The sequence below is a fragment of the Kitasatospora sp. NPDC085464 genome, assembly GCF_044541955.1.
Lineage (GTDB): Bacteria > Actinomycetota > Actinomycetes > Streptomycetales > Streptomycetaceae > Kitasatospora.
In genome coordinates this window covers 22,420-42,591 of the sequence record NZ_JBITTM010000037.1, presented here as the reverse complement: position 1 = coordinate 42,591, position 20,172 = coordinate 22,420, and the positions used below count along the sequence as shown (strand labels likewise).

Below are 20,172 nucleotides of genomic sequence, written 5' to 3'. Positions count from 1 at the left end.
GCGACCGGTCCGCACACCCCGAGGGGCGTACGGACCGGTCGTGGCCCGACAGGGCGGGTAAGACCTCGATCAGGGTCAGTCCTTGATCTCGCAGAGCGCGGCGCCGCTGCTGACGCTCGCGCCCACCTCGGCCTTGAGGCCGACGACGGTGCCCGCCTTGTGGGCGTTCAGCGGCTGCTCCATCTTCATCGCCTCCAGGACCACGATCAGCTCGCCCTCGGCGACGACCTGGCCCTCCTCCACGGCGACCTTGACGATGGTGCCCTGCATCGGCGAGGCGAGGGTGTCACCACTGACGGCCGAACCGGCCTTCTTGGCGCCCACCCGGCGCTTGGCCTTGGCGGCACCCGCCGCACCGGCCGCCGGGGCCGTCGAGACGCCCAGCGAGGACGGCAGCGAGACCTCGATCCGCTTGCCGCCGACCTCGACCACGACGGTCTCGCGGCCCTCGGCCTCCTCGCCCTCGCCGGCCGCACCGGCGAACGGCGGGATGGTGTTCTCGAACTCGGTCTCGATCCACCGGGTGAAGATCTTGAACGGCTCGTCGCTGCCGTGCACCTCGGGCGCGAACGCCGGGTCGGTGACGACCGCCTGGTGGAACGGGATGGCGGTGGCCATGCCCTCCACCTTGAACTCGGTCAGCGCGCGGCGGGCCCGCTCCAGGGCCTGCTTGCGGTCGCGGCCGGTGACGATCAGCTTGGCCAGCAGGGAGTCCCAGGCCGGGCCGATGACCGAGCCGGTCTCCACGCCGGAGTCCAGGCGCACGCCCGGGCCGGACGGCGGGGCGAACAGCGTCACGGTGCCGGGCGCGGGCAGGAAGTTGCGGCCCGGGTCCTCGCCGTTGATGCGGAACTCGAAGGAGTGGCCGCGCACCTCCGGGTCGCCGTAGCCGAGCTCCTCGCCGTCGGCGATCCGGAACATCTCGCGGACCAGGTCGAGGCCGGTGACCTCCTCGGTGACCGGGTGCTCGACCTGCAGACGGGTGTTGACCTCCAGGAAGGAGATCGTGCCGTCCAGCGCGACCAGGAACTCGCAGGTCCCGGCGCCCTCGTAGCCGGCCTCCTTCAGGATGGCCTTGGACGCCCGGTACAGCTCGGCGTTCTGCTCGGGGGTCAGGAACGGCGCGGGCGCCTCCTCGACCAGCTTCTGGTGGCGGCGCTGCAGCGAGCAGTCACGGGTGGAGACGACCACCACGTTGCCGTGCTTGTCGGCGAGGCACTGGGTCTCGACGTGCCGCGGGTTGTCCAGGTAGCGCTCGACGAAGCACTCGCCGCGACCGAAGGCGGCGACCGCCTCGCGCACGGCGGACTCGTACAGCTCCGGGATCTCCTCCAGGGTGCGGGCGACCTTGAGGCCGCGACCGCCGCCGCCGAAGGCCGCCTTGATGGCGACCGGCAGGCCGTGCTCCCGGGCGAAGTCGACGACCTCGTCGGCGCCCGCGACCGGGTCCGGCGTACCGGCGACCAGCGGGGCACCGGCGCGCTGCGCCACGTGCCGGGCGGTCACCTTGTCGCCGAGGTCGCGGATGGCCTGCGGCGGCGGGCCGATCCAGATCAGACCCGCGTCGAGGACGGCCTGGGCGAAGTCGGCGTTCTCCGACAGGAACCCGTAGCCGGGGTGGACGGCGTCGGCGCCGGAGTCGGCGGCCGCCTTCAGGACCTTGGCGATGTCCAGGTAGCTGGTAGCGGGGGTGTCACCGCCCAGCGCGTAAGCCTCGTCGGCCGCGCGGACGTGCAGCGCATCCCGGTCCGGCTCGGCGTAGACGGCGACGCTGGCGATACCGGCGTCCGAGCAGGCCCGGGCGACGCGGACGGCGATTTCCCCGCGGTTGGCGATGAGCACCTTGCGCACTGTGGCTCCCTTCTTGAACCTCGATGAGTTTATGGATTCCTGGGCAGTACCGGCGAGTAGCCCCGGGTTGTGAACTATCCCACACGCTCGGTGATGGGTTTCGACCCCCGGATACCGGCCGGTACGGAGACTCCGCAGGTCGCGCCGGGTGGGGCCGGAGCGCCGGGGGCCACGGGGGGTGACGGGGCGGCGGCGTGGCGGGACGGTGGCATGGGCCACACTCTCGCCCGGACCGCTCAAGCGACGCCTGAGCGGGCGGCGGGCCGCTGGACCGCCTGGGCCGTCACGTCCGCCACCAGCTCCACCATGTCCGGCCCGTACGCCTCCGGATTGACCACCCGCAGGACCAGCGCGAAGGTGCCGTTGCGGCCGTGCCGGCGGGCGAGTTCGCGGTGGTGGGACACCAGGTAGCGCACCCCGGCCTGATTGGCGGTGCCGGTCTGGCCGGAGATCAGGAACACCGGGCGTCCGCCGTCCGGGGTGGCGATCCGGGCCAGCAGGGTGTGCGCCTGGTCCTGGTCCGCGGTGTAGTCCCGCTCGCCCACCACGAGCACGTTGCTGCCCGGGCCCGGGCCGGAGGTGACCAGCACGCCCGGCAGGCCCCAGGCCAGGTGGGCGGCCATCCGCTCGTTGCTGACCGGTCCGCCCAGGCAGAGCTCGGTCTTGGCGCCCAGGCCCCGGTGCGCGGCGTCGTGCGCGACCAGCTCGGGCCGCGCCCCGCATTCCTCGACCAGCCCGGCCAGCCACATCAGGGCGTAGGCGTCCCGGCGGGTCACGGTCTGCGCGTGCGAGCCCGCGCCGATGCTGCGCGGCACCACGATCAGGCACTCGCTGTCGGCGGGCAGTCCGAGGAACTCCCGCACCCGCTCGACCCGCCGTCTCCGCCGCAGGTTCTGCGCGAGCCAGCCCAGCCCGGCGCTGATGGCACTGGCCACCAGTCCGAGCACCACGTTGAGCACGCTGTCGGTCATCGCCGCGTTCCCTCCCCGTCCGGACGGCGGTCAGCTTAGAGGTCCGACGGCCTGATGCGGCAGGTCAGTTGGTCCACAGATCGATGATCCGGACGTCGAGGTCGGCGAGCAGGCGGCGCAGCAGCGGCAGCGAGAGGCCGATGACGTTGCCCGGGTCGCCGTCGATGCCCTCGACGAAGGGCGCCGAGCGGCCGTCCAGGGTGAACGCCCCGGCCACGTGCAGCGGCTCGCCGGAGGCCACGTAGGCGGCGATCTCGTCGTCGTCCGGGGTGCCGAAGCGGACGGTGGTGGAGGCGGCGGCCGAGGACTGCCGGCCGGTGACGGTGTCGATCACGCAGTGGCCGGTGCGCAGCACCCCGGCGCGGCCGCGCATCGACTGCCAGCGGGCCACCGCCTCGGCGGCGTCGGCGGGCTTGCCGAGCGCCCGGCCGTCCAGCTCCAGGACGGAGTCGCAGCCGATCACCAGCTCGCCGCCGGCGAGGTCGGCGGCGACGGCCTTCGCCTTGGCCTCGGCCAGGACGAGCGCGAGCTCGGCGGGCGAGGCGGCGCTGATCGCGTCCTCGTCGACGCCGCTGACCACCACGCGCGGGTCGAGACCCGCCTGGCGCAGCAGCCCGAGGCGGGCGGGGGAGGCGGAGGCGAGGACGAGGGTGCGCTGGTCGGTCATGGCCACCAGCGTAGGGGGTGCCGTTCCGGGGGTGCCGGTGTCCGCCGTTCAGGTGAACAGTCGGGCGATCATGATCAGGACGGAGCCCACCAGCACGATGGCGGCGAGCACCCTGCCGGCCCGCTGCATCCGTTCCTGCATTCGACGGGCCTCGGGCGAGGGCTCGTCACGGGGGTCTGACCAGAGCACCCGTCCAGAGTGCGCCGCGCCGGGCCCGGACGCCTGAGTATCCGTACTCAGGTTGACGGCCGTCCGGGCGCATCCGCCGCCCGGACGCGCCTCGCGCTCCGGCGTGCGCGCTGCCCCGGTGCGCCTGCTGCCCCCGGCGCGCCCCTCCGCTCCGGCGCGCCGGGGGTGGACGGACGGTCGACGACGGCGGAGCAGGACGTCGGACGGGCCGACTTCCTGCTCCGCGTGCGGTCGGTTCGGCTCAGTGCGCCCAGCCCGACGTCCGCCAGGCGTTGACGCCCGGGCGGAGGGCGGGGCGGAGCAGGCGCGAGCGGTCGTTCCAGGGGGAGGCCGGGCCGGCGCCGGCCTGACGCGCCGCCTCGGCGGCGGCCTGCGCGGCGGCGGCCCGGGCCTGGACCACCGCCAGGACGGTGGCCAGCTCCTCGGGGGTCGGCTGCCCGTGCAGCACGTGGATCGGGGACATGGCTGGTTCTCTCCCGACAGGGATGGGGCCTACAGGGGGATGTTGCCGTGCTTCTTCGGCGGCAGCACCTCGCGCTTGCCGCGCAGCGCCCGCAGGCCCCGGACGATGTGCCGGCGGGTCTCGCTCGGCGCGATGACCGCGTCGACGTAGCCGCGCTCGGCCGCCAGGTACGGGTTCAGCAGGGTGTCCTCGTACGAGGCGATCAGCTCGGCCCGCTTCTCCTCGACGTTCCCGGCCGCCTCGGCCTCGGCGATCTCCCGGCGGTGCAGGATGTTGACCGCGCCCTGCGCGCCCATGACGGCGATCTGGGCGGTCGGCCAGGCCAGGTTGAGGTCGGCGCCCAGGTGCTTGGAGCCCATGACGTCGTAGGCGCCGCCGAAGGCCTTGCGGGTGATCACGGTGATCAGCGGGACGGTGGCCTCGGCGTAGGCGTAGATCAGCTTGGCGCCGCGGCGGATGATGCCGTCCCACTCCTGCTCGGTGCCGGGCAGGAAGCCGGGCACGTCCACGAAGGTCAGCACCGGGATGTTGAACGAGTCGCAGGTGCGGATGAAGCGGGCGGCCTTCTCGCTGGCGTTGATGTCCAGGCAGCCGGCCAGGTCCATCGGCTGGTTGCCGACGATGCCGACCGACTGGCCCTCGACCCGGCCGAAGCCGGTGATGATGTTGCCGGCGTACAGCGGCTGGGTCTCCAGGAACTCGCCGTCGTCGACGATGTGCTCGATGACCTTGCGCATGTCGTACGGCTGGTTCGCCGAGTCCGGCACGATCGTGTCGAGTTCGAGGTCCTCGTCGGTGACCGACAGGTCGGCCTGCTCGGCGTAGGACGGCGGGTCGCTCAGGTTGTTGGAGGGCAGGTACGAGAGCAGGCTCTTGACGTACTCGACCGCCTCCTTCTCGTCCGCGGCCAGGTAGTGCGCGTTGCCGGACTTGGTGTTGTGGGTGCGCGCGCCGCCCAGCTCCTCCATGCCCACGTCCTCGCCGGTGACGGTCTTGATCACGTCCGGGCCGGTGATGAACATGTGCGAGGTCTTGTCGGCCATCACCACGAAGTCGGTGATCGCGGGGGAGTACACCGCGCCGCCGGCGCAGGGGCCCATGATCAGCGAGATCTGCGGGATGACGCCCGAGGCGTGCACGTTGCGGCGGAAGATCTCGCCGTACAGGCCGAGCGAGACCACGCCCTCCTGGATCCGGGCGCCGCCGGAGTCGTTGATGCCGATGACCGGGCAGCCGGTCTTCAGCGCGAAGTCCATCACCTTGACGATCTTCTCGCCGAAGACCTCGCCGAGGGAACCGCCGAAGACGGTGAAGTCCTGGGCGAAGACCGCGACCTGGCGGCCGTCGACGGTGCCGTAGCCGGTCACCACGCCGTCGCCGTACGGGCGGTTCCTCTCCTGGCCGAAGTTGGTCGAGCGGTGCCGGGCGAATTCGTCGAACTCCACGAAGGAGTCCTCGTCCAGCAGCTCCACGACCCGCTCGCGGGCGGTCAGCTTGCCCTTGGCGTGCTGCTTCTCCACGGCCTTGGCCGAGCCGGAGTGCACCGCCTCGTCGAGCCTGCGCCGCAGGTCGGCGAGCTTGCCGGCGGTCGTGTGGGGGTCGTACGGCGCCTCGGTCATCCGGTGGCTCTCCCTGATCCATGGCCGCGACCTGTTCGAGTGCGCGCGGACCGGGTGGATGGGGCCCGCGCATGAGGGCAGGGCGGCGCTACGAACTACCGCTGGGTAGCGTAGCCAGCGCAGAGGGCGATCCGGCACGTCCTGGCGTTATGGCCATCGACACAGTTTTGTTGACGGCCGTTCTGCGGGACGATGGGGCGGCCTACGCCCCCCGGCTGCGCTCACGCCCTAGGGTTTCCCGCATGAACGCCTCCGACACCCCCCGCCGCAGCGGACTGCGCGGCTTCGGCCACACCGGACCGTCGCCGTGGACCGACCTGGACCGTCCGCCGCTCGACGAGGAGGCGCTGCGCCACGACCTGCTCGTGCCGGGCGAGCTCTGGACCTCCCTGGACGTCGTCACCGAGACCGGCTCCACCAACAGCGACCTCGCCGCCCGGGCCAAGGCCGGCGCGGCCCAGGGCGCGGTGCTGGTGGCCGAGGCGCAGAGCGCCGCGCGCGGCCGGCTGGACCGGCAGTGGACCGCCCCGGCCCGCTCCGGGCTGTTCCTGTCCGTCCTGCTGCGCCCCGAGGAGGTGCCGGTCGAGCGCTACGGCTGGCTGCCGATCCTGGTCGGGGTGGCCGCGGCCAGCACGCTCGGCCGGATCGCCGAGGTCGAGGTCGGGCTGAAGTGGCCCAACGACCTGCAGGTGGAGATCGACGGCGCGGAGCGCAAGGTCGGCGGCATCCTCACCGAGCTGGCCGGCGGCGCCGTGGTGGTCGGCCTCGGCCTCAACGTCTCGCTGCGCGCCGAGGAGCTGCCCGTCCCCACCGCCGCCTCGCTCGCGCTGGCCGGCGCCGCCACCACCGACCGCGGCACCCTGCTGCGGGCCCTGCTGCGCGAACTCGCCGAGCTGTACCGCGAGTGGACGGCCGCCGCCGGCGACCCGCACGCCAGTGACCTGCTGCGCGCCTACGTGGACCGCTGCACCACGCTCGGCCGCCAGGTGAAGGTCCACCTGCCCGGCGACACCGAGCTGGCCGGCGAGGCGGTGGCGGTGGACGGCGACGGGCGGCTGGTGGTTCGTACGCCCGACGGCGCACGCCGGGCGGTCGGCGCGGGCGACGTCGTCCACGTGCGCCCCGAGCCCCGCTGAACGGCAGTCTTCACCTCTCCTTGACCCGGGCTGATGCCCCGGATCCGGCGATTCCGTGCGAACATTCCACCTGGCAGCGGTGTGAGGCGCGCCACTGCCCGCCTGGGTGGCGGGCGGTGCGCCCGGACAGGTAGGACACGAGGCGAGTGCGGCGACCGCACGGGGACGGACCGGTGGCAGAGGACGGCAGCAGCGGCACGACGGCGGGCAGCCACGACCCCACGGTCGCGCTCGAACTGGAACGCCTGATCCTGGACGCGCCGCGCCGTTACACGCCGTACCAGGCCGCGCGCGCCGCCGACGTCCCGATGGAGCTGGCCACCCGCTTCTGGCGGGCCATGGGCTTCCCCGACATCGGCCAGTCCAGGGCGCTCACCGACGGCGACGTGATCGCGCTGCGGCGCCTCGCCGGCCTGGTCGAGTCCGGACTGCTGAGCGAGTCCATGGCGATCCAGGTGGCCCGCTCCACCGGCCAGACCACGGCCCGGCTGGCCGGCTGGCAGATGGACACCTTCCTGGAGAACCTCACCCAGTCCGTCGAACCCGGGCTGACCCGCGCCGACGTGGCCTACCCGCTGGTCGAGCTGCTGCTGCCGGAGCTGGAGCAGTTCCTGGTGTACGTCTGGCGGCGCCAGCTGGCCGCCGTCACCGGCCGGGTGGTGCAGGCCGCCGAGGACCACGAGATCACCAGCGGACGGCTCGCCGTCGGCTTCGCCGACCTGGTCGGCTTCACCCGGCTGTCCCGGCGGCTGGAGGAGGAGGAGCTCGGCGAGCTCGTCGAGACCTTCGAGAACACCTGCTCCGACCTGATCGCCGGGCAGGGCGGCCGGGTGATCAAGACCCTCGGCGACGAGATCCTCTACGTCTCGGAGGACCCGGCGACCGCCGCCGAGATCGCGCTCAGCCTGATCGAGGCACTGGCCGGGGACGACGCCATCCCGCCGCTGCGGGTCGGCATGGCCTTCGGCACGGTCACCTCACGGATGGGCGACGTCTTCGGCACCACCGTCAACCTGGCCAGCCGGCTCACGTCGATCGCGCCCAAGGACGCGGTGCTGATCGACGGCGAGTTCGCCGCCGCGCTGGAGCAGAACGGCAGCGTCGCCCCGGCCGACTCGGAGGGGCCGGGCCTGGCCGAGGCGCTGTCGGCCGCCGCCGGGATGCCCGCCTCCGGGCTGCCGATGCCGGGGCCGGACGCCGGCGCCCGCTTCCACCTGCAGCCGATGTGGCGGCGGCCGGTGCGGGGGCTCGGACTGGTGGAGCCGTGGCTGCTCACCCGGCGGCTGAAGCCGGAGTAGCGGCGGCGCGCTGTGCGGCACGGCGCCGGGAGGACGGAGTGGGCGGCGACGGGAGGGGTTCGGCTGCTGTTCTGCGGGTGTCGAACGGTTGAAACCCGTACGGTTCTGAGATGGTCCATCCGGGCAAACGGGGCATAACCGAACGAAACCGCCATAGTCTTGGTGCAAGCGGCCGGTCGGGTGCGACCGGGCGACGGGGGTCTGGCAGGACCGAGCACAGGGAGCGAGGCGAGCCGGTGAGCAGTGAGGCGATCATGACGGACCGCGGCTGCGACTGCGGCGGCTCGCGGCACCGCGACCCGCTGCCCGACCTGAGGCTGCAGTCCGTGGTCGAGCTGGCCCAGGACATGGCCGGCGCACTCACCCCCCTGGAGGCCGTCCGGGCCGCCGCCACCCGGGCCACCGAGGCGCTCGGCGCCACCATGGCGGCCGTCTCGGTCTGGGACCGCGAGTCCGGCCGGCTGCGGGTGCTGGTCAACCACGGCGACCTCGCCCCGGGCGAGGAGGAACTGCCCGAGGACGAGTCGTACCCGGTCGCCGACTTCCCCGAGATCGTCACCTATCTGGAGGAGCGCTGGACCACCGGGCGGCTGCCGCGCGCCTGGCTGCAGAGCGCCGAGAACACCGAACCGCACGCCGGTCACACCCACCCGACCGCCGGCGCGTACTGCCGGGAACGCGCCGCGGCGCTGCGCCGGCGCGGACGGGCCTGCTGCGTGGTCGCGCCGATCGTGCTGCACGGGCAGGCCTGGGGTGAGCTGTACCTCGCCCGGTCGGTCGGGATGCCCGAGTTCACCGAGGCCGACGCCGACTACGCGACCCTGCTCGCCGCCCAGGTCTCCGCCGGGCTCGCCCAGACCGAACGCCTCGCCGACCTGCGCAAGCTCGCCTTCTCCGACCCGCTCACCGGCCTCGCCAACCGGCGCGCCGTCGACGCCCGGCTGGAGAGCGCGCTGGAGGCGCACAACCGGCACAACACCGTGGTCTCGCTGGTCGTCTGCGACGTCAACGGGCTGAAGCGGGTCAACGACCAGCTCGGCCACGAGATGGGCGACCGGCTGCTGGAACGGTTCGCCCACCAGCTCTCACTGGCCGCCGCCAAGCTTCCCGGCAGCCTCGCCGCCCGGCTCGGCGGCGACGAGTTCTGCCTGCTGGTGGAGGGGCAGAAGGCCGACGAGGTGGTCGCCGTCGCCGAGGAGCTGTGCGCCCGGGCGCTCGCGCTGTCCGAGGGCGAGGGCGTGGCCTGCGGCGTCGCCTCCACCGGGGACTCCATCGGTCCGGTCACCACCCCCGACCGGCTCTTCCGGCTCGCCGACGCCGCCCAGTACCGGGCCAAGGCCGCCCGCGCCGCCCACCCGGTGGTCGCCGGGCGCAGCCACGGCCCCGGCTTCTCGCCCGACCCCACCGTGCTGCTCGCCGACGCCGCCGACCCGCACCACCGGGCCGACGGGCGGCGCGGGCCGAACGGCCGGGCCGGCACGGGCGACCGGCGGCGGTTCCGCGGCGCCGCCCACAGCGCCGACCCGGGCCAGCTGCTCACCGCCGTCCTCGCCGCCCTCGACCAGGCCGCCGCGGCGCGGGCCGTCCACCCGGCCGACACCCTCGGCAAGCTCGTCGTCGTCGCCGAGACCTCGGCCCGGCTGCTCGACGCCGTCGGCTGGTGGGTCTCGTACGTCCCGCCCGGCTCCCACCTCATGCGCACCGCCCAGCACGCCGTCTACCGGATGACCAGCGGCCCCAGCAGCACCCGCGCCGAGACCCAGCGCGCCCAGATCGAGGCCCCCGACGCCGTCTTCGACCTGCGCCACTACCCGATGACCCGCCGCGCCGTCCGCGGCGGCGCCTTCGCCCTGCGGGCCGGCGCCGCCGGCAACGACCCGGCGGAGGAGGCCATGCTCGTCGTCTCCGGCTACCGCGGCATGGTCGCGGCCGGCGGCCAGAACGCGGCCGGCGGCTGGCTCGTCGAACTCTTCGCCGACGACGCCACCCTCCCCCTCGGCCAGGCCGCCTGCGCGATGCGCGCGCTGGCCGCCGTCGCCCTGGCGGGCGCGGCCTCGCCCCCGGTGGTGTGAGCGCGCGGACGGCGGTTCCTGCGCGCGGTGGGGCGCACGCGGGGGCGCATTCGCAGGCGCGTACGGAGGGGCCGGAGTAACGATCCGGACAACGCCGAGCCGGTGCCCGGACGCCCTTCGTACCCTGGCCGATGCCCGCGACCTGCCGCCTGTCCAGAAGTCAGAAAGTTTGTGCTGTGCGCCATTTGGCGCAGAAGCGCGCCTCCAGGCGGCGTACCAATGGGGTCGTGGTCGACGTCGAGCCGGGAGGAGCCGGGATGACACTGGCGGCCGTGCACCACTGGATCGTGGTGCTCGACATCGAGGGGTTCAGCGCGCGGCCGAACCCCGTCCAGCGGTCGCTGCGCGAAGCGATGTACGACGTGCTCCGGGAGGCGCTGGCGGAGACCGGCCTGCCGGGCGCGGCCGTCGCCACCGAGGACCGCGGGGACGGCGTGCTGCTCCTGGTGCAGCCACACGTCTCGCCGGTGCTGCTGGCCGGGGCGCTCGTCCGGGCGCTGGAGGACTGCCTCGCGGAGAAGGCGCGGATCTTCAACGAGGCGCACGCCCTGCGCTTCAGGGTGGCGTTGCACCAGGGGCTGGTCAGCCGCGACCCGGACGGCTGGTCCGGGGACGCGGTGAACTGGACCTTCCGGCTGGTCGACGCCGTGCCGCTGCGCGAGGTGCTGGCCCGGGCGGCCAGGGCCAACCTGGCGTTCATCGTCTCCGACGAGGTCTACCAGGCCGTGGTCCGTCACGAGTACCGCACCGTCGACCCGGCGGCCTACCTGCCCGTCGACTTCGAGGCCAAGCACGGGATCGCCGCGCGGGGATGGATCACCGTGCCCGGCTATCCGGCTCCGCCCGGGCTGGTCGCCGGCCCCGGTCCCGATGCCGGACCCGGCCCCGCCTCCGGTCCTGTCGGCGGGCCGAAGGGCGGCCCGGACACCGGTCCGAAGGGCGGTGTGGTGTTCCACGCGGGGGTGGTGCACGGGGACCAAGTGGCCGGTGACAAGAACGTGTACCACGCGCCGAACGCCCCGGGTCGTCGATGACCACGCCCGGGGACGCGGGGCCGGCGGTGACGGGGGTTCCGCCGGCCGACGGGGGAGGGGGCTCGTCCGGCCCGGCGGCACCGCCCGGGGCCGGGCCGGACGTGCCTCCCGCGGACGGCCCGCCGGCCGGCGAGGGTGCCGACGGCGGGTCGTCCGGCGATGTCGGCGGGGAGCCGCCGGAGGGCGGCTCCGCCCGCAGCGGAGCGGCCCGGGAGAGCGCGGAGGCCACCCAGTTCGCCCAGGGCATGCTGCGCCGGGACACCGTCCGCCACGCGCTGGCGAGCATCGACGGCGACATGGTCGCCGGGGACAAGAACGTCTTCCTGGTCGGCGGCGGCCGGGCGCCGCTGCGCCTGGTCTCCCCGCTGGTCCTGGAGCAGGTGCGCAGCGCCTTCGCGGATCCGGTCGGCTGGGACGAGCTGCGGGCCGACTTCGGCAAGCGGAACCTCGCGATCCTGCGTGGCCCGAGCGGTTCCGGCAAGACCACGGCCGCGCTGCGGCTCCTGCTCGGCCGCTCGGTCGACCGGATCTACCGCCTGGACCGCACCTCCGATCTCGGAGCGCTCGTCGAGCGGCTGGAGGCCGACGCCCAGGAGGGCCCGGGCGAGCCGGTCGGCTTCCTGGTCGACCAGCCGGACGACTGCTCCATCCTGGACGGCCCGTTCCTCCAGGGTCTGGACGGCGCCCTCCACCGCGCCGGGGCCCGTCTGGTCCTGACGGTCGGCCAAGAGAGCGGGCTGGTCGACTCCGAGGTCCTCGGCCACGTCATCGAGCTGTCCGGCCCGCCGGAGCCCTCCCGGATCGTCCGCCACCACCTGGACTGGCGGCTCGGCGAGCCGGCCGCCACGCTGCTGCTCAAGCGATCGGGCGTACCGGCGTTCCTCGCTGAGTGCCTCGGCGCGGACGGCGCGTGTTCGGCGGCGGCCGGACTCGCCTCCGCGCTGGGCGAGTCCGCGGAGTCCTCGGCCACCGGGCTGCCCGACCTCGCGGCGGTCCGGGAGAAGCTGGCCCGGCGCGGCGTCGAGGACTTCGAGATCTGGGCCGAGAACTTGGACGAGCCCTTCCTGCGCTGCTACGCCGTCGCCCTGGCGGTGCTCAACGGCCTCCCGCAGGAGGACGTCGTCGCGGCGGCCCGGGCGCTCCACCGCCGCCTGGGCACGGAGGACTACACCGTGCTGGCCGCCGCGGACGGTCACCTGCCGCGGGTGCGCGAGCCGTACCAGGTGCCGCGTCGGCGGCGGCTCGCCCAGCTGCGCGCCCGGACGGTGCCGGTGCGGTTCTTCAGCGCCACCGGGCGGGTACCCGCGGAGGCCCTGGAGTACAAGGACCCGGGCTACCCGCGGCGGCTGATCCAGCACGTCTGGACGGAGTACCCGCTGCACGAGGTGCTGCTGGACTGGCTCGGCGAGCTGGTCGCCGACCCGTCGGAACAGGTCCGCACACACGCAGGGGTGGCCCTCGGAGTGCTCGCCGACCAGTCCTTCCAGTACGTGCTGGACCACGTCCTCCACTCCTGGGCGGCCAGCCCGGACCGTCGTCGGCGGACCGCGGTGGCTCACGCCCTGTCGGTGAGCGCGAAGAACCCCGAACTGAGCGGCATGGTCAGGACCCTGGCGGCCGGCTGGCTCGGCGACACCGCCCGCCCGCTGGTCCAGGCGACCGCGGCCCGGGTGTTCGCGCTGAGCCTCAGCGGCGCCGGGCCGCTGGGCGCTGTCGACGCCCTGGCCCGACTCTGCGTGGTCGACCACATCCAGGTCGCCATCGCGGTCGGCGACAGTCTGGCCGACATCCTCGCCGACGACGACCGGCTGACCGCCGTGGTGCTCGGCAGGCTGTGCACGGCGTTGGCCGACCACCGGGCCCGTCCCTCGGTCCTGCTGGCCTTCCTGGCCGTGGGCGCCCAGCTGGTGGTGGAGACGGAGACGCTCGCGGAGCCGGCCGTGATGCCGAACTGGCCTGCCCTGCTGGTACGGACGGACCGGGAGCCGGTGCTGCGCGCCCCGTTCGTCGAGCTGTGGCGCGCGGCGCTGAACGAGGCCGTCCAGCGATCGGCCTCCGAGTACGTCCTCCAGTTGTGGGCCCGGCTGGCCGAGGGGGACCCCGGACTGCGGGTGATCTTCGTACGGATGGCCGGTGCGCTGGCGGACGGCGACCCGCGGACCGCCACCATCCTGCGCCGCCAGGCCGCCGACTGGTCGGGCGCCCACAGCATCGCCCCACTGCCGAGGACCGCCGCCGCGGTCGCGGCCGAACTGGACCGACTGGAGAATCCGAGATGACCCCCACCCTGCCGCTGATCATCAGCGAGGAGCCGGTGCCACGGGGACTGTCCGGCCCGGTGAAGGCACTGAAGCCGAGCGCCGCTGCGGTGTACGCCTCCTACGATGGCGAACTCGCGTGGTTCCAGGGAAAGCCGCTGAGCTGGTCGCAGCAGTTCCTCGGCAAGTACCGCACCAGGTACGAGGTGGACCTCAGCGACCACCGACGCACCGCGCACCTGAAGAGCTGGCCGCTGCCCTCCCAGGACCAGGCCCACTGCTTCGATGCGGTCGTGGACGTGGGCTTCCGGGTCCACGACCCGGTCGAGGTGGTCCGCCGGAACGTGACCGACGCCCTGATCGTGGTCTACGGGCACATCGCCGCCGTGCTCCGGGGGATCGCCCGCGGCTTCCCGATCCACCAGGCGGCCCTGGCCGAGCACCGGATGAACCAGGACTGCGACCACGAGATGGTGCTGCCGGAGGGCATCACCATTTACCGCTGCGTGGTCGACCTGCGCCCCGACGAGGCGGCGCGCGAGTACATCACGAGTCTGACCAGGGCGGACCGGGAGCTGCGGCTGGCCGAATCGGCGCAGGTGCGGGCCGAGGCCGAGGCCCGGGGCGAGCAAGTGGTCGACCGGATCAAGCTGGACGGCCGGATCGCCCGGGAGAAGCTGGAACAGACGGCGAAGCTGGAGCTGCAGACGGAGCGGCGCAGGCTCCTGGGCGAGGGCGACCTCGACATCGGCGGCCTGATCCGGCTGTTCGTGCTGGAGCACCCGGACCGGATCGCCGAGGCGGTCGAGATGCGCAGCCGTTGGGAGACGGCACTGGTCGGCCGACAGGAGCAGTTCGACGAACGCTCGGTCGAGGTCTTCAAGTTCATGGTCGCGAACGACCTCATCCAGCCGGCCGATGTCGAGGTGATCCGGCAGCAGGCGCTGAACAGGGTCCAGGGCTCGACGCTCGCGGGCGGGGCGGCCACGGCGCTGCGGCCCGTACGGTGGGGCGGTCCGGCCGGCCCGGCGGGCCCGTCCGCGCCGTCCGCACTGGTGGGGACGGTGGTCGCGGACGCGCAGGGGAGCGGCCCGGCGAGCGGGGTGCTCCCGGTCTACCTCCTGATCGACGAGTCGGCGGCCGTCGCCGGCTGCCTCGACGGCCTCAACAACGCGCTGCGCGGCCTGCACTCGGCCTTGCTGACCCCGCCCGAGACGGCCACCGGACTGCGCATCGCGGTGCTCGGCGCGGCCGGGCAGACCACGGCGCACCTGCCGATGTCGGCGGTCGAGTGGACCACCGTGATGCCGGAGCTGACGGTGCGCGCGGGCGCGCGGCACGACCTGGCGTTCGAGCGTCTGGGCAAGCAGCTCCCGGAGGACCTGGCGAGGCTCAAGGCCGAGCACCCGGTGGTCCACCGCCCGGTGCTGTTCGTGCTGTTCGGCGGGGTCTGCGAGGAGGGCGTGCGATGGCGGGAAGCGGTCAGGGCGCTGACCGACCCGGCGACCAACCCCCGTTATCCGACGGTCATCTCGGTGGGCATCGGCCGGGCCGACGAGGCCGAGATCCGAGCGATCGCCCGCTACCCGGAACTCGCGTTCCTGGCCGAGCCCGGACTTGACCTGGCCACCGCCGCCGAGCGTTTCGCCTCGCTGCTGCGCGACTCCGTGCTCTACCTGAGCCGCGGCCTGGCCGGCGGCCGACTGGACCTGTTCATCGAGTGCCCGCCCGGCCTGCGTCGGCTCGGCGGCACCGGCTGAGCCACCCCCGACCCATCCCGACGAGGCGCCCACGGCGCCGGAACCGAAAGGCATTTCCGACCATGGCCGACAACCGCGGCAACCTGATCCCGATGTACGTGGTGGCGGACGAGTCCGGCTCGATGACACCCGTCCTCGGCGAACTCAACGCCGGACTGGCCTCGCTGCACCGTGCGCTGCTGGCCGAACCGATGGCGGCGGCGAAAGTCAGATTCTCCGTGCTCGGCTTCTCGAACGGGGTCGACGTACGGATGAGCCTGGCCGACCTGCGGCACGAGGACGAGCTGCCGGTCCTGTCCAGCACCGGCGGCGGGACGAGTTACCGGGCAGCGTTCACGGCGCTGCTCACCCGCATCCCGCAGGACGTGCAGGAGCTGAAGAGCGCCGGGTACACGGTCTACCGGCCCGCGGTGTTCTTCCTCAGCGACGGCCAGCCCAACAGCAACGAGGACTGGGCGAGCGTGCACCGGCAGCTGACCGACCGGTCCCGGGGCGTGGCGCCGAACATCGCGGCGTTCGGCATCGGCGCCGCCGATGCCGCCACGATCCTGAACGTCGCCACCGACCGGAATTACGCCTTCGTGCAGATCCCGGGCGCCGACATCGGCGCGGCGATCACCAAGTTCTGCTCGGCGCTGACGACGAGCATCGTCGCGTCCGGGATGTCACTCGCGGCGGGGAACGCGGAGTTGGTGGTGGACAAGCCGGAGGGCTTCCGCATGGCGATCGACGTGGTGTGACGATGAGCCCCGAGCACCGCGCGGCCGGCCCCGACGGCCGGGCCGCGCCGCCGACCGTACCGCCGTTCGTACCGCGGGCCGCAGGGCCGTCGCGGACGGGTCCGGCCGGCTTCCTGCCCGCCCCGGCCAGGCCGTCGCACCCGCCGGCGGAGCCCGGTCGCCCGGTCGGCGACTCGGTGTACGCGGCGCCCCCCTCTCGGTGGGCGCCCGTCGAACTGGACCGTCCGGTGGACCGGTTCGAGCCCAAGCCGCCGTCGGGTTCCTCGTACCGGCCGGACACGATCTTCGACGGCTGGTCCAGCGAGCACGTACGGGTCCGGCTCGCCTCCGTCCGGGGGTACGCGCACCGGGGTAACGGGCGGCCCCGCGAGGACGACGTCGCGGTGGGGCTGCACGGATCCGGGGCGTTGGTCTTCGCGGTCGCGGACGGCGTCTCCGGCGCCGCGCAGTCGCACCTGGGAGCCACCCTCGCCTGTCGGACGGCAGTGGACACGGTGACCAGGCAGCTGGACGAGGGCCGCCGCCCGGACGAACTCGCCTGGGCCGAGGTGCTCAACCACGCCGCCTACCAACTGGTCGCGCAAACGGCGAAGATCCTCGGCCTGTCCCGGGAGGACGCGGCGGCGGCCGAGCGCCTGATGGCCACCACGCTCGTGACGGGTGTGGTGGTGCCCTCCTCGCTGGGGCTGGACGTCCACCTGGTGTCCGTCGGGGACTCGGGGGCCTGGCTGCTGTCGGGGGGCCGCCGGTTCATGTCGGTGATCCGCGAACCGGTCAGCGGCGGGCCGGTGGCCTCCTCGGCAGTGGTGGCACTGCCCCGGGTGCCCGGCGACGTCCGATCGCACTCCGCGCTCGTGTCGGGTTCGGACCGGCTGCTGGTCGGCACGGACGGCTTCGGAGGCCCGCTGGGCGACGGTACGGGCCCGGTCGGCCGGTTGTTCGCCGAGCACCTGGCGCCCTCCCTGGAGCCCCGCGGGCTCGCCCACCTGCTGGACTTCTCCCGGGAGACCTTCGACGACGACCGCACCCTGCTCGTGGTCTGGCCCGCCTCCGCCGTGGAGGCACAACCGTGACGAAGGTCCGGGTCGAACGACTGACCAGGGGTGACAAGCTCGGCCAGGGTGGCCAGGGCACGGTCTGGGCGCTGCCCGACCGGAAGATCAACGGCGAATGGCCGGTGGCGTACAAGGAGTACTCCGCAGCCTGCCGGAACGAACTGGACGGCCCGGCCCTGGACGCGATGGTGGAGTTCGTGCCCGGGCTGCCCACCGAGACCGGCCTCTGGCTGTGCGAGCGGCTGGCCTGGCCGGCCGCCGTCGTGTCTGACGGCCAGGGCCGTTGCGGCATCCTGATGCGCCTGGTGCCGGACAGCTTCTTCATCACCTCGCCACAGGCGGGGCGGAACCTCGCGGGCTTCCAGTTCCTGTTGAACGACGAGGGCTACCTGCGCCGGGTCGGGATCTCGATCAGCGACGAGCAGCGGCTGCAGCTGCTGCTCGACCTCTCCCGGACACTCGCGGGCCTGCACCGGTTGGGCGTGGTGGTGGGCGACCTCTCGCCCAAGAACGTGCTGTTCAGGTTGGGAACGGAGCCGAGCTGCTTCCTGATCGACTGCGACGCGATGCGGGTCGACGGCCGGGACGCGCTCGACCAGCGGGAGACCCCGGACTGGAGCCTGCCGGAGGGCGAACCGCTGGCGACCGGACGTGGGGACTCTTACAAGTTCGGCCTGCTGGTGGTCCGTCTGCTCGCCGGAGAGCAGGACAGCCGGGACACCGGAGTGGTCGCGATGCTCTCGGCGGACCTCGGCCGGCTAGCCGCGACGGCGCTCGGCACGGACCCCCGGCGGCGGCCCGAACTGGCCGACTGGGAAAGGCCGTTGCTCCGGGCGATCGAGGAGCTGCGGGCGCCGCCGACGGCCGGGCCGGGGCCGTCCGCCCGGCGGAGGCCGGATGTCTCCACGGTGTCCGCCACGGTGCCCGCCACTCCGCCCTCCGCCACCCCGCCCGGCCCGGGCCGGGTGTTGCTGGCGATGCTGGTGGCGGGCCTGCTCGTGTGGGCGGGCATCAAGGGGGTGTCCGTGCTCGGGGACCGCTCCGGAACCGACTCCGCGTCGACCGGGCAGTCGTGGCCGGCTGTCGCGCCCATGGACGGGACGACGCCGAACGGGAGCTACGGCATCACAGGAGGTGCGACCGGCGGTAGCGGGACGTCCGTGGGCACCTCCGCGGACCAGGCGAAGGCCATTGACGCCCTGCTGAACCGGAACGACGGCACGCGCAAGGTCGTCACGTCCGCGGTCCAGGCCGCGGACGGCTGCGGGAGCGCGGCGGACGTGAGGTACCGGGCGTCCCAGCTCCGCCAGGCGGCGGTCGGCCGGGACTCGTTGGTCAACCGGCTGCAGGCCGTCGACACCTCGGCACTGCCCGGTGGCGCGACCCTGGCGGCCCAGCTGTCCTCGGCCTGGAAGGCCTCCGCGGCAGCCGACCGGGCGTTCGCGAGGTGGGCGGACGACGTGGCCGGATGCGACGGCAACGCGCCGCACACTGCGGACTGGGACGAGGGATACGGTCAGAGTCAGGTGGCGACCGCCGCCAAGAAGGCCTTCGCCGAGGCGTGGAACCCGGTGGCGGACCGTTACGGGCTGGCCCGCTGCGACCCGGACGCCATCTGAACCCCGACTGCTAAGGGGGGATCCGGCCCTCGGGGCGGGCCAGCTCCGCCAGCTCCTCCGGCCGGTTCAGTTCGATCACCCGGCGCCCGGTTCGCAGCCACCCGGCGTCCCGCCACTCCTCCAGCAGCCGGTTGACGGTTCGTCGGGAGCTGAGCACCAGGCCGGCCAGGTCGTCCTGGGAAAGCGGCAGCGAGATCTTGACCTCGCCGGTGGGTGTCGAATCTCCGTAGCGTTCGGCGAGTTCCAGCAGGAGGGCGGCCAGGCGGGTGCGGACGACGCCGGAGCCGGTGGCCGCCCGCTGCTGGTCGGCCTCCCGCAGCCGGCCGGAGAGCACCTGCTGAAGGGCCTGCGCGACGACGGGGTTGTCCCGCTTGATGGGGCCGAACCGGCTGAGCGGGATGTGCAGCGCGATGACGTCGGTCAGCGCGTGGAGGGTGGCCGACCGGGAGCCGCCGTCGAGGCCCGCCTGTTCGCCGAGCAGGTCGCCGTCGCCCCGGATGGCGAGGATCGCGCGGTAGCCGGCCCCCGACTCGACCAGGACCTTGACGCAGCCGCGCTCGACCACCAGCAGGTGGTCGGAGAGCTCGTGCTGCTGGAGCAGTGAGTCGCCCGCCGGGTAGTGGACCCGGCGGGCGACGGCGGCCAGTTCCGCCCGGGCCGGGGCGTCCAGCAGGTGCCAGAACGGAACGCGTCCGCCCGACGCCGATCCGGCGGGTCTCATCCCAGCAGCCCCGCCAGCGCGACCAGGCAGCAACCGGCGATGGCGAGCAGAAGAGACTGCCGTACCCGGCGGTCCTTGATCCAGATGATCCGGCTCATTTCCACCAACTGCCTGCTGAGCAGGGGGAGCAGGTCCGCGCCGTCCAGCTCGGTGGCGAGCCGGTCGGGCGTCCAGTGCCGGAGCTGGCCGTAGTAGACGAAGTTCGGAGCGTCGCTCTCGTGCTTGCCCCCGCCGCGCGGTACGACCACCGACACGGCGGCGATCGCTGCCAGGGCGAGGATGGCCACCCCGAGCCAGAAGGCCGTTGCGGGCAGCGCTCCCGAGGTGCGGCCGAGGGTGGTACCGGTGCCGGACAGGGCGACGATCGCGCCGAGCGCGGCGGACTCGATGGTGAGCGCGAAGGATGCCTTGGAATCGACCCTTCCGGTCACCTCTGTCAGCGAACCATGGATCTGCCAGGCGGTTTTGACTGCTTCTTCGTTCGACACAGGCCCCCCGGACGACCGTTCTGCGCGGTTCCCCCGGCTTGCCGGTTCCGGCCCCGGACTCCGCCGTTGCAGCATATCCGCGCGGCGGTCGCCGGGGGCCGGGATTGCCTCGACCCGGACCCGGCCCACTGCTTCCGTCGGGTGCGGGGTGCAAGGGGCCCGGACGCCGGGTGCTCCCGGGCGTGTTCCGGTTCGGTGACCGGTGTGTCGCGGGTGGGTCGCGGTCGGGGG

The 20,172-nt window shown here is 73.6% G+C and carries 16 protein-coding genes and 1 pseudogene; 9 read left to right on the top strand and 8 right to left on the bottom strand.

Features of this window, described 5'->3' with window-relative positions; all coding sequences use genetic code 11:
* Positions 1 to 75: 75 nt before the first annotated feature.
* From ACIGG8_RS29705 to ACIGG8_RS29680, 6 genes are all read right to left on the bottom strand, one after another.
* A complete protein-coding gene (locus tag ACIGG8_RS29705; protein ID WP_396551843.1) occupies positions 76 to 1,851 on the bottom strand; it encodes an acetyl/propionyl/methylcrotonyl-CoA carboxylase subunit alpha in 1,776 nt (591 codons plus the stop codon).
* 236 nt (positions 1,852 to 2,087) lie between these two features.
* Entirely contained in the window at positions 2,088 to 2,822 is a 735-nt protein-coding gene (locus ACIGG8_RS29700) for a hypothetical protein (protein WP_396551842.1), read from the bottom strand.
* Between the two features lie 64 nt (positions 2,823 to 2,886).
* Positions 2,887 to 3,489 (bottom strand): nucleoside triphosphate pyrophosphatase, encoded by a 603-nt coding sequence (locus tag ACIGG8_RS29695; protein WP_396551841.1) that lies wholly within the window; start codon positions 3,487 to 3,489, stop codon positions 2,887 to 2,889.
* Between the two features lie 48 nt (positions 3,490 to 3,537).
* Positions 3,538 to 3,678, bottom strand: coding sequence for a morphogenic membrane protein MmpB (mmpB, locus tag ACIGG8_RS29690; RefSeq protein ID WP_350520024.1), 141 nt, complete (start codon positions 3,676 to 3,678; stop codon positions 3,538 to 3,540).
* Between the two features lie 241 nt (positions 3,679 to 3,919).
* The gene (locus tag ACIGG8_RS29685; RefSeq protein ID WP_350520025.1) at positions 3,920 to 4,141 is read right to left on the bottom strand and encodes an acyl-CoA carboxylase subunit epsilon; all 222 of its coding nucleotides are present in this window, start codon (positions 4,139 to 4,141) and stop codon (positions 3,920 to 3,922) included.
* Positions 4,142 to 4,170: 29 nt separating this feature from the next.
* Positions 4,171 to 5,760: an acyl-CoA carboxylase subunit beta gene (locus ACIGG8_RS29680; RefSeq protein ID WP_350520026.1), complete on the bottom strand. Its 1,590-nt coding sequence runs from the start codon at positions 5,758 to 5,760 to the stop codon at positions 4,171 to 4,173.
* 242 nt (positions 5,761 to 6,002) lie between these two features.
* Between ACIGG8_RS29680 and ACIGG8_RS29675 the strand changes: the two genes are divergently transcribed.
* The 9 genes and pseudogenes from ACIGG8_RS29675 (at position 6,003) to ACIGG8_RS29635 (ending at position 18,732) form a co-directional block, all read left to right on the top strand.
* On the top strand, positions 6,003 to 6,896 hold the full coding sequence (locus tag ACIGG8_RS29675) for a biotin--[acetyl-CoA-carboxylase] ligase (RefSeq protein WP_396551840.1): 894 nt from the start codon (positions 6,003 to 6,005) through the stop codon (positions 6,894 to 6,896).
* Between the two features lie 173 nt (positions 6,897 to 7,069).
* Entirely contained in the window at positions 7,070 to 8,194 is a 1,125-nt protein-coding gene (locus ACIGG8_RS29670) for an adenylate/guanylate cyclase domain-containing protein (RefSeq protein WP_396551839.1), read from the top strand.
* A gap of 347 nt (positions 8,195 to 8,541) precedes the next feature.
* Positions 8,542 to 9,699, top strand: a pseudogene (locus ACIGG8_RS29665) (diguanylate cyclase domain-containing protein); the annotation flags it as partial.
* 824 nt (positions 9,700 to 10,523) lie between these two features.
* Positions 10,524 to 11,300: a hypothetical protein gene (locus ACIGG8_RS29660; protein ID WP_350520029.1), complete on the top strand. Its 777-nt coding sequence runs from the start codon at positions 10,524 to 10,526 to the stop codon at positions 11,298 to 11,300.
* A gap of 101 nt (positions 11,301 to 11,401) precedes the next feature.
* Complete coding sequence (locus ACIGG8_RS29655; protein WP_396551838.1) at positions 11,402 to 13,579, top strand: hypothetical protein; 2,178 nt, start codon at positions 11,402 to 11,404, stop codon at positions 13,577 to 13,579.
* Entirely contained in the window at positions 13,576 to 15,318 is a 1,743-nt protein-coding gene (locus tag ACIGG8_RS29650; RefSeq protein ID WP_396551837.1) for a hypothetical protein, read from the top strand. The genes ACIGG8_RS29655 and ACIGG8_RS29650 overlap by 4 nt, the downstream gene beginning before the upstream one ends.
* A gap of 62 nt (positions 15,319 to 15,380) precedes the next feature.
* The gene (locus ACIGG8_RS29645; protein WP_350520032.1) at positions 15,381 to 16,058 is read left to right on the top strand and encodes a hypothetical protein; all 678 of its coding nucleotides are present in this window, start codon (positions 15,381 to 15,383) and stop codon (positions 16,056 to 16,058) included.
* Positions 16,059 to 16,285: 227 nt separating this feature from the next.
* Positions 16,286 to 17,131, top strand: coding sequence for a protein phosphatase 2C domain-containing protein (locus ACIGG8_RS29640; RefSeq protein ID WP_350520033.1), 846 nt, complete (start codon positions 16,286 to 16,288; stop codon positions 17,129 to 17,131).
* Positions 17,128 to 18,732 carry a hypothetical protein gene (locus ACIGG8_RS29635; RefSeq protein WP_396551836.1) on the top strand — a complete coding sequence of 535 codons (1,605 nt, stop codon included), beginning with the start codon at positions 17,128 to 17,130 and terminating at the stop codon, positions 18,730 to 18,732. Before ACIGG8_RS29640 ends, ACIGG8_RS29635 begins: the two co-directional genes overlap by 4 nt.
* Positions 18,733 to 18,742: 10 nt before the next feature.
* Here ACIGG8_RS29635 and ACIGG8_RS29630 read toward each other — a convergent pair whose 3' ends face one another.
* Entirely contained in the window at positions 18,743 to 19,453 is a 711-nt protein-coding gene (locus ACIGG8_RS29630) for a Crp/Fnr family transcriptional regulator (protein WP_396551835.1), read from the bottom strand.
* Positions 19,450 to 19,884: a Pycsar system effector family protein gene (locus ACIGG8_RS29625; protein ID WP_396551834.1), complete on the bottom strand. Its 435-nt coding sequence runs from the start codon at positions 19,882 to 19,884 to the stop codon at positions 19,450 to 19,452. Before ACIGG8_RS29625 ends, ACIGG8_RS29630 begins: the two co-directional genes overlap by 4 nt.
* Between the last annotated feature and the right edge of the window lie 288 nt (positions 19,885 to 20,172).